Below are 8,095 nucleotides of genomic sequence, written 5' to 3' on the forward strand. Positions count from 1 at the left end.
GCCGTGAGGCGCGGTGTAGCGTGCCGCAGTCAAGCGCGCGAAGAAAGGCACTCGATGATGCGGTGGTGGATCGTGGTGGGCGCGGTGAACGCTTTCCTGGCCGTGGCGGCGGGCGCCTTCGGGGCGCATGCGCTGAAGGCCCGGCTCGCGCAGGACCTGCAGGTCATCTTCGAAACCGGGGCGCGCTACCACATGTACCACGCGCTCGCGCTGGTGGCGGTGGGGCTGCTGGGCACGGTGCGCCCCTCCGCGCTCCTGGAGTCCGCGGGCTGGGCGATGCTCGCGGGCATCGTCCTCTTCTCCGGCAGCCTGTACGCCCTGGCCCTCTCCGGCGTGCGCGTGCTGGGCGCCATCACGCCGCTGGGCGGCCTGGGCTTCCTCGTGGGCTGGGCGCTCTTCGCCGTGGCGGCGTGGCGCACCTCACCGTGAAGCGGCGGACAGCCCGCGTCACGCCCTCAGCAGGGGCGGCAGCGGGTAGATGAGGTCCAGGTCGCTGTGGTTGCGCAGGCCACAGGCCTCGCGCTGCACGGTGAGGTTCCAGCGCAGCCGCTCCGCTTCCTTCCACAGAGCGCGGTACGCCGGGTAGCGCTCCATGCGCGCCAGGCCATGCAGGGCGCGCAGCTCCTTCTCCGCCTGGGCCACCAGGGCGAGGGCACCCTCCAGCTTGTCGCCGGAGCGGCGCAACCCGGAGGCGCGCTCGCGCTGGAGCTCCGCCTCGATGGGCAGCAGGGCGTTGACGTTCACCGGACGAGCCATGCCTTCCTTGTAACCACGAGCGCCCGGCTTCGCAGCGGCGCTCCGGTCCATGCCGGGCAGGCAACCGGGCTTCAGGGAGGCGGTGTCGGCGCGGGTGCGTCCTTTGCCTCCGGAAGCGCAGCGGCGCCAGGGCGCCCCCACCGCCACGCCTCGCGGGCCCAGGCGAGCCCCGCGAAGAGCACCATCGCGTTGCGCGCGAGGAGCAGCAGCGTGAATGACGGCTGCCAGCCCGTATTGTAGGTGCTGCCCGCGAAGAGCCCGCGCGTGATGGCGGCGGCCACCAGCAGCACGGCGGACGGCCACGCCCTTCCGGAGAGCAGCGCGAGCGCGGCGGCCCCGGTGAGCCAGATGAGGTACTGCGGGCTCAGCACCGGGTTGAGGATGACGAAGGCCACGAGCGGCACCAGCGTCAGCCGGGCCCCGTCCTCGATGTGCACCGGAGGCCTGCGCCACGCGGCGCGCACGGACACCGCCACGGCCAGCAGCAGGCCCGCGACCCACACCTGCCGGGTGACAGCGCGGACCACTTCGGCGTCCGCGCCGTGCAGCTCATAGGCGGCGGGAGCGTGGACCCACTGGACGTGGGCGAAGCCCAGCAGGTGCGCGGCCCAGAGCAGGCCCGCGCTGAGGGCCTCCACCTGGAGGCCCCGCTCGACGTGGAAGGCCGCGAAGCGCCACCACGGCCACACGAAGCTCAGCGGCACCAGCGGCAGCACGCCCGCGACGAGGCCGGTGATGAGGGCCCGCGTCGGCTTCGCGCCCCGGCGCCAGCACACGGCCAGGGCCAGCGGCACGAGCACGGCCGGGTACAGCTTGGTGACGGTGCCCACCGCGAGCAACGCACCTGCCCGGCCTTCGCGCCCGCGCATCAGGGCCACCAGCGCGGCCAGCGCGAGCGCGGCGGGGATGAGGTCGTAGCGCTTGAGGTAGTGCACGCTCTGGAGCCAGCTGACGACGGAGTACGCCGCGAACGGCACCCACGCGCGCCAGGCCGCGCCCCACCGGCGCACGCCTTCGGACAGCAGCAGCCACTTGATGAACGCGTCGATGAGCGTGAGCTGGAGGCCGAACGCGAGGATGAAGCCGCGCAGGTCGCCGCCCGCCCACGTCGCGGGCACGAACCACAGGAGCGCGTAGGGCGGGTATTCGAAGCGGAAGTCGCGGTTGGGGACCGCGCCGTCCAGGAACGCGCGGGCCGTCCGGAAGTACAGCGGCAGGTCGCCCTGGCGCGAGGAGAAGGCGTAGAGCGCCAGCGGCAACACGGCCAGCGCGAGCGCGAGCCAGTGCCTGGGCGTCAGCCGCGAGGGCTCGGGCGATGTCGATGCGGACACGGAGTGTCACTCTGCCCGTGAGGACCGGGCGCTGTCGCCGGGAAAGGCGTCCGTCCCCCTCCCTGCCCGGGCCACGCCCAGGCGCATGGACGTGCGAGGCGGCACCCGACCCGCTAGGTTCCGGCCTGGATTGCCCACTCCATGAAGCTCCACCGCCCCACGAAGGACGAGCTGTTCGCCGCCACCGGCCGCACCATGCCGGACCTGCTGGCCCCCGACCTGCGGGTGCTCTTCTGCGGCATCAACCCCAGCCTCTACTCCGCGGTGGTGGGCGTGCACTTCGCGCGGCCGGGCAACCGCTTCTGGCCATCACTGCACGCGGCGGGCTTCACCCCGCGCCTCCTGAAGCCGGCGGAGCAGGCGGAGCTGCTGGCGCTGGGCCTGGGCATCACCAACGTGGTGGACCGGGCCACGGCGAGCGCGGACCAGCTGGGCGCGGAGGAGTACGCGGAGGGCGCGAGGTCGCTGGCGCGCAAGGTGAAGCGCTACCGCCCGAAGTACCTCGCGGTGCTGGGGCTGGGCGCGTACCGCACCGCCTTCTCGCGGCCGAAGGCGAGGTTCGGACCGCAGGAGGAGACGCTGGGCGCGGCGCGGCTGTGGGTGCTGCCCAATCCCAGCGGGCTCAACGCCAGCTACCAGCTCCCGGACCTCGCGCGGCTGTACGGCGAGCTGCGCCGCGCGGTCGAGCCGCGCTGACTACTTCAACAGGCCGGACTCGCGGGCCACCTGCGACGCGACGGGCAGCACCTTGTCGAAGGCGGCGGCGTTGCACGCGAGCAGGCCCCGGCGGTTCTGGAGCTCGGAGCCGTCGTACAGGTACGCGTTGCCCGCCAGGTCCGTGAGCACGCCGCCCGCGGAGCGGATGACGGCCTCCGGCGCGCAGTTGTCCCAGCGGTAGCTCTTGTCGCTCACGTGCACGTAGAGGTCGCAGCGGGCCTCCGCCAGCAGGCCGCACTTGAGCCCCACCGAACCGGACTCCGTCTCCTTCGTGATGCCCAGCCGCTGCACCACCGCGTCCGTCGTCTTCGAGCGGTGCGAGCGCGACACCACAAGCCGCAGCTGCGCCGGGTCCGCCACGTCCGACACGCGCAGCGCGCGGCGGCCCCGCGGGTCCTCCACGGAGCCCTGCTCGCCGACGATGCCGGAGTACAGGACATCCCCCACCGCGCGGTAGACGACGCCCAGCGCCGCCCGGCCCTCCACGGCGAGGCCGATGTGGATGGCGAACTCGCCGTTGCGGTTCACGAACTCCTGCGTGCCGTCGAGCGGATCCACGAACCAGCAGCGGCTGAAGCGCTTCGCGTCGGAGACGTCCTCCTTCTCCTCCGCCACCACGCCGTCCGCCGGGAAGGCCTTGCGCAGCTCGCCCACGATGAAGGCGTTGGCGCGCTCGTCCGCCACCGTGACGGGCCCGGCGCCTCCGGCCTTGTCCGTGACGGAGAAGTCCGTGGCGTAGACCTGCAGGAGGATGTCACCAGCCTGGCGGGCGATGCGCCGGGCCACTTCGAGCTCTTGGGCGAGTGCGGGCATGGAGGCCCGTGAGTCTACCGGGGCGAATTGCCCCCGTGGGGAAATCTGCCCCGCCTCGCGCCCCCATCCCTCCGGGGTGGAGCCCCTGGCCCGGGGGCTGCACTCCCCAAGGGGATTCGCCTTCCTCGCCCAGGGCAGCGCGGCGGGAGGCAAGCAAGGACTCGGACGATGATGAAGTGGCTGATGGGGCTGGCCCTGCTGGGCATCGGCGTGGCGCTGGCGTTCGCGGGCGGACGGATGGTGTACCGCTCGAAGGTGAGCAAGGACTGGCCCACCGTGCAGGGCACCGTGATGAGCTCCCGCGTGGAGACCTTGCGCAGCAAGCGCGCGGTGAGCTTCCGCCCGGAGGTGAGCTACCGCTACGAGGTGAACGGCGTCCCGTACACCTCCGACACGGTGGCCTTCGACGGCCACGGCGCAGGCGGGCTCGCGGAGGCGCAGGCGGTGTCGCACCACTACGCGGCCGGCGCCCCGGTGACGCTGCACTACGAGCCGGAGGACCCGTCCGTGGCGTGCCTCCAGTGCGGCGACACGGGCTTCGTGAACTACGTGTTGACGCTGGGGGGCGCGGTGTTCGCCCTCGTGGCCGCCTGGGGCCTGGTGGAGCTGGCCCGCTCCAGCCTGCGCGACGCCAGGGACGCCGCACCGCGGATGCGCGCGAAGGCCCGCTAGACGACGCAAGGCCGCCCGTCCGCGTGGCCGGCTGAGCATTTTCCCGAGGAAGCCTTCGACAGGCGCGGCCCACGATGCGCAACCTGGAGCGGACACCCGCTCCCTGGAGAACGCATGCCCGTCACCATCCGCCCCGCGAAGGACTCGGACGCGCCCGCGCTGGGCCGCATGGGCGCGGCGCTCGCGCGCCAGCACCACGGCTTCGACCCGCGGCGCTTCATGGTCCCGGACGACGTCGAGTCCGGCTACCGCTGGTGGCTGGGCAAGGAGGCGCGCCGTCCGCAGGAGGCCGTGGTGCTCGTGGCCGAGCTGGACGGCGAAGTGGTCGGCTACTGCTACGGCCGGATGGAGGGCGTGGACTGGAACATGCTCCTCGACAAGTGCGGCGCCCTGCACGACATCTGGGTGGAGGAGCAGGCGCGCGGCACCGGCACCGGACAGCTGCTCGCGGAGGCCATGGTGCAGCGGCTCACGGAGATGGGCGCGCCGCGCGTGGTGCTCCACACCGCCGCGAAGAACGAAGCCGCGCAGCGCCTGTTCGCGCGGCTGGGCTGGCGTCCCACCATGGTGGAGATGACCCGCGAGACGCCGCCCCGCTCATAGCCTTCCGCCAGGCATCCGGCCCTGCTGGAAGGCCTCCACCTGCGCGGGCGTGAAGGGCGGCTCGTAGAGGACGCGGTCCTGCTGGCGTGAGCGGAACAGGTCCACGATGAGGTTCATCCGGTCCTTCACCGAGCCCCAGTCCCGCGCCGCGCTGCCCGCCGTGTCATCCGGGGTCCGGTCCAGTTGCTTCAGCAGGGCGCACAGCTCCGGGTGCTCCAGCCGCAGCAGGTCCGGCGGGAAGTCCGCCGCGGCGGAGAGCGCCGGGATGTCCTCGCCCAGCCGCAGCGTCCGGTCCGGCAGCTCCAGGGTCATCAGCTCGCGCCAGCAGCGCTCCAGCCGCTCCGCCAGCGGCGTGAAGACCGCGGCCAGCCACGGCTCCGGCATCCCGTGTCCGCGCGCTCGCAGCAGCTCCCTCAGGTGGTCCAGGAACAGCTCCTTCAGCGGCGCCCCCAGCGCCCCGATGATGGACTCCTGCAACCGCACCTGCTCGTGGTAGCCCACCAGCGCGTTGGCCAGGAGCACGCGCTCCGCCCGCTCCTTGGTGCGCGTGAGGCTCAGGGCCTCGTGGTACGCGCGCACCGCGCGGATGAGCAGGTCCTGGCCCCCGGACTCCAGCGGCCCCGGCTTGAGCACGGCCACCACGCGCTCCAGCGCGGCGGGGCTCTTCGCATCAGGACCGGTGAAGTGCTCCAGCATCGCCGTGTAGAGCGGCCCCAGCTCCTGGAACACCCGCAGGTTGCCTTGCGCGATGTGCGTCGCCACCGCGCTCATCACCGGGTCCACGGCGCGCGACAGCACGGTGGCCACGCCCGACGGCAGGCCCCACGAGCCCAGGAGCCGGGCCTGCGTCACGCCCAGTCCGCGCATCACGGCTTCCGCGCGGGAGAGCATGTCCCGCTCCAGCACGGCCACCATCTCCTTGCGGATGAAGGTCCCCGCGGTCTTCGACGCCCAGGTGGAGAAGCCGCACCACGACTGATCCACCTCCCCCAGCACGCCCGCGAAGCACACCTTCAGCACGTGGTACGTGTGCGTGATGTGCAGGTTGCGCAGGGGCGCGTCCTGCATGCGGCCAATGGCCTCCACCTCCGCGTGCGTCGGCTGCGGATAGGGGCGCGGCAGCGGTTGGAGCAGCATGGCGAGGCGGGCTCCTGGAGGCAGGGGCGGCAGTGCCCGCTCCAGCATGGAGCACCCGCCTCACGGCCCACCATCGCCCACCAGGGAGGGGGCGGAACGACGAAGCCCCGGGTGCGTCCACCCGGGGCCTCCCTGAAGCTTCAGCGGAGTGAAGAGGAGCGCCCTACTTCTTCTGCTCCTTCACCCACGAGTCCTTCAGCGTCACCGTGCGGTTGAACACGGGCGCGCCCGGCTTGGAGTCCACCGCGTCCGCGCAGAAGTAGCCCAGGCGCTCGAACTGGAAGCGGTCGCCCGGCTTCGCGTCCGCGAGCATCGGCTCCACACGCGCGCCGGAGAGGGTCTCCAGGCTGTTCGGGTTGAGGAACTCCTTGAAGTCCTTCGTCTCGTCCTTGTCCGGCTGCTCCACCGAGAAGAGCCGGTCGAACAGCCGCACCTGCGCCACGGGCGCGTTGCCCGGCACCCAGTGCAGCGTGCCCTTCACCTTGCGGCCGTCCGGCGAGTCGCCACCGCGCGTGGCCGGATCATACGTGCAGCGCAGCTCCGTGATGTTGCCCGCCGCGTCCTTGATGACCTTCTCGCACTTGATGAAGTACGCGGAGCGCAGGCGCACCTCCTTGCCCGGCGCCAGGCGGAAGAAGCCCTTCTCCGGCACCTCCTGGAAGTCGTCCGCCTCGATGTAGAGCTCGCGCATGAACGGCACCTTGCGCGTGCCCATGTCCTCGCGCTTCGGGTGGTTCGCCGTCTCCAGCTCCTCCGTCTGGCCCTCCGGGTAGTTCTCCAGCACCACCTTGAGCGGGCGCAGGACGGCCATGGCGCGCGGCGCCGTCTCGTTGAGGTCGTCCCGGATGGACAGCTCCAGCACGCCCATGTCGATGAGGCTGTCGGACTTGCTCACGCCGATGCGCTTCGCGAAGTCGCGCAGCGACGCGGGCGTGTAGCCCCGGCGGCGCAGGCCGCTGATGGTCAGCATGCGCGGATCATCCCAGCCGGAGACGCGCTTCTCCTGTACCAGCTGGAGCAGCTTGCGCTTGCTCATCACCGCGTAGGTGAGGTTCAGCCGCGCGAACTCGTACTGGTAGGGCCGGTCGCCCTTGATCAGCGCGTCGACGATCCAGTCGTACAGCACGCGGCGGTTCTCGAACTCCAGCGTACAGACGGAGTGCGTGATGCCCTCGATGGCGTCCGACAGACAGTGCGCGAAGTCGTAGAGCGGGTAGATGCACCACTTGTCGCCCGTGCGGTGGTGGTGCGCGTGCCGGATGCGGTAGATGGGCGGGTCGCGCAGCACGGGGTTCGACGACGCCATGTCGATCTTCGCGCGCAGCGTGTGCTTGCCGTCCGGGAACTCGCCCGCCTTCATCCGGCGGAACAGGTCCAGGTTCTCCTCCACCGTGCGCGTGCGGTACGGGCTGTCCTTGCCCGGCGTGGTGAAGTTGCCGCGGTACTGGGAGATCTCCTCCGGCGACAGGCTGCACACGTAGGCCTGGCCCTGCGAAATCAGCTGCTCCGCGAAGGCGTAGAGCCGGTCGAAGTAGTCGGACGCGAAGAAGCGCCGGTCGTCCCAGTCGAACCCGAGCCAGCGCACGTCGCGCTGGATGGACTCCACGTAGTCCGTGTCCTCGGTGAGCGGGTTGGTGTCATCGAGGCGCAGGTTGCACTTGCCGCCATACTGCTGCGCCAGCCCGAAGTTCAGCACGATGGCTTTGGCGTGGCCGATGTGGAGGTAGCCGTTGGGCTCGGGCGGGAAGCGGGTGTGCACGCGTCCGCCGTGCTTTCCCGTCCGCCGGTCTTCCTCAACGACTTCCTGGAGGAAGTTGAGGCCCTGCGTCTCGTTCGTCGTCGTCATGATGGTGCGAATCCTCTGGGAAGCTGAACCAGGGGAGCAAGGTTTTCCTGCCCCTGCGCGTCAGACCTCCGCCAGCAGCGACTCCCAGGCCTTGAGGGCCCGTTCAGCGGACAACTCGTCCGCCCGGTCGAGCGCCCGCTGGCGCAGCCCGTCCCGCCACTTCGCGTCCGTCACCACCCGCCCCAGGGCCTGGGCCATGGCGGCGTCGTCCCCCATGGGC

General features: G+C 71.5%; 9 protein-coding genes. 4 read left to right on the forward strand and 5 right to left on the reverse strand.

The genetic code is table 11. The features are described from left to right. The first annotated feature begins 54 nt into the window (after positions 1-54). Positions 55-429, forward strand: coding sequence for a DUF423 domain-containing protein (locus D7W82_RS36860; RefSeq protein ID WP_120622770.1), 375 nt, complete (start codon positions 55-57; stop codon positions 427-429). 18 nt (positions 430-447) lie between these two features. Here D7W82_RS36860 and D7W82_RS36865 read toward each other — a convergent pair whose 3' ends face one another. Further along, positions 448-756, reverse strand: coding sequence for a hypothetical protein (locus tag D7W82_RS36865; RefSeq protein ID WP_120622771.1), 309 nt, complete (start codon positions 754-756; stop codon positions 448-450). 71 nt (positions 757-827) lie between these two features. Next, on the reverse strand, positions 828-2,087 hold the full coding sequence (locus D7W82_RS36870; RefSeq protein WP_120622772.1) for a glycosyltransferase 87 family protein: 1,260 nt from the start codon (positions 2,085-2,087) through the stop codon (positions 828-830). Between the two features lie 141 nt (positions 2,088-2,228). Here D7W82_RS36870 and mug point away from each other — a divergent pair, with 141 nt between their 5' ends. Next, positions 2,229-2,783, forward strand: a complete 555-nt coding sequence (mug, locus tag D7W82_RS36875; protein WP_304988763.1) for a G/U mismatch-specific DNA glycosylase — start codon at positions 2,229-2,231, stop codon at positions 2,781-2,783. On the opposite strand, the gene D7W82_RS36880 is transcribed toward mug, so the two are convergent. Then, positions 2,784-3,617, reverse strand: a complete 834-nt coding sequence (locus D7W82_RS36880) for a 3'(2'),5'-bisphosphate nucleotidase CysQ (RefSeq protein ID WP_120622773.1) — start codon at positions 3,615-3,617, stop codon at positions 2,784-2,786. Positions 3,618-3,785: 168 nt separating this feature from the next. Between D7W82_RS36880 and D7W82_RS36885 the strand changes: the two genes are divergently transcribed. Further along, positions 3,786-4,289: a DUF3592 domain-containing protein gene (locus D7W82_RS36885; protein ID WP_120622774.1), complete on the forward strand. Its 504-nt coding sequence runs from the start codon at positions 3,786-3,788 to the stop codon at positions 4,287-4,289. Between the two features lie 114 nt (positions 4,290-4,403). After that, positions 4,404-4,892 (forward strand): GNAT family N-acetyltransferase, encoded by a 489-nt coding sequence (locus D7W82_RS36890; RefSeq protein WP_120622775.1) that lies wholly within the window; start codon positions 4,404-4,406, stop codon positions 4,890-4,892. Here the strand turns inward: D7W82_RS36890 and D7W82_RS36895 are convergent. Then, entirely contained in the window at positions 4,887-6,077 is a 1,191-nt protein-coding gene (locus D7W82_RS36895) for a hypothetical protein (RefSeq protein ID WP_147439732.1), read from the reverse strand. The genes D7W82_RS36890 and D7W82_RS36895 overlap by 6 nt on opposite strands. Before the next feature lie 115 nt (positions 6,078-6,192). Further along, on the reverse strand, positions 6,193-7,875 hold the full coding sequence (locus tag D7W82_RS36900; protein WP_120622777.1) for a glutamine--tRNA ligase/YqeY domain fusion protein: 1,683 nt from the start codon (positions 7,873-7,875) through the stop codon (positions 6,193-6,195). Positions 7,876-8,095 lie beyond the last annotated feature (220 nt).

Source organism: Corallococcus sp. CA049B (genome assembly GCF_003611685.1).
Taxonomy (GTDB): domain Bacteria; phylum Myxococcota; class Myxococcia; order Myxococcales; family Myxococcaceae; genus Corallococcus; species Corallococcus coralloides.

Coding starts and splice junctions, on each gene's coding strand:
- D7W82_RS36890 (WP_120622775.1), top strand. CDS start 4,404: ATGCCCGTCACCATCCGCCCCGCGAAGGACTCGGACGCGCCCGCGCTG.
- D7W82_RS36865 (WP_120622771.1), bottom strand. CDS start 756: ATGGCTCGTCCGGTGAACGTCAACGCCCTGCTGCCCATCGAGGCGGAG.
- mug (WP_304988763.1), top strand. CDS start 2,229: ATGAAGCTCCACCGCCCCACGAAGGACGAGCTGTTCGCCGCCACCGGC.
- D7W82_RS36895 (WP_147439732.1), bottom strand. CDS start 6,077: ATGCTGGAGCGGGCACTGCCGCCCCTGCCTCCAGGAGCCCGCCTCGCC.
- D7W82_RS36900 (WP_120622777.1), bottom strand. CDS start 7,875: ATGACGACGACGAACGAGACGCAGGGCCTCAACTTCCTCCAGGAAGTC.
- D7W82_RS36880 (WP_120622773.1), bottom strand. CDS start 3,617: ATGCCCGCACTCGCCCAAGAGCTCGAAGTGGCCCGGCGCATCGCCCGC.
- D7W82_RS36885 (WP_120622774.1), top strand. CDS start 3,786: ATGATGAAGTGGCTGATGGGGCTGGCCCTGCTGGGCATCGGCGTGGCG.
- D7W82_RS36860 (WP_120622770.1), top strand. CDS start 55: ATGATGCGGTGGTGGATCGTGGTGGGCGCGGTGAACGCTTTCCTGGCC.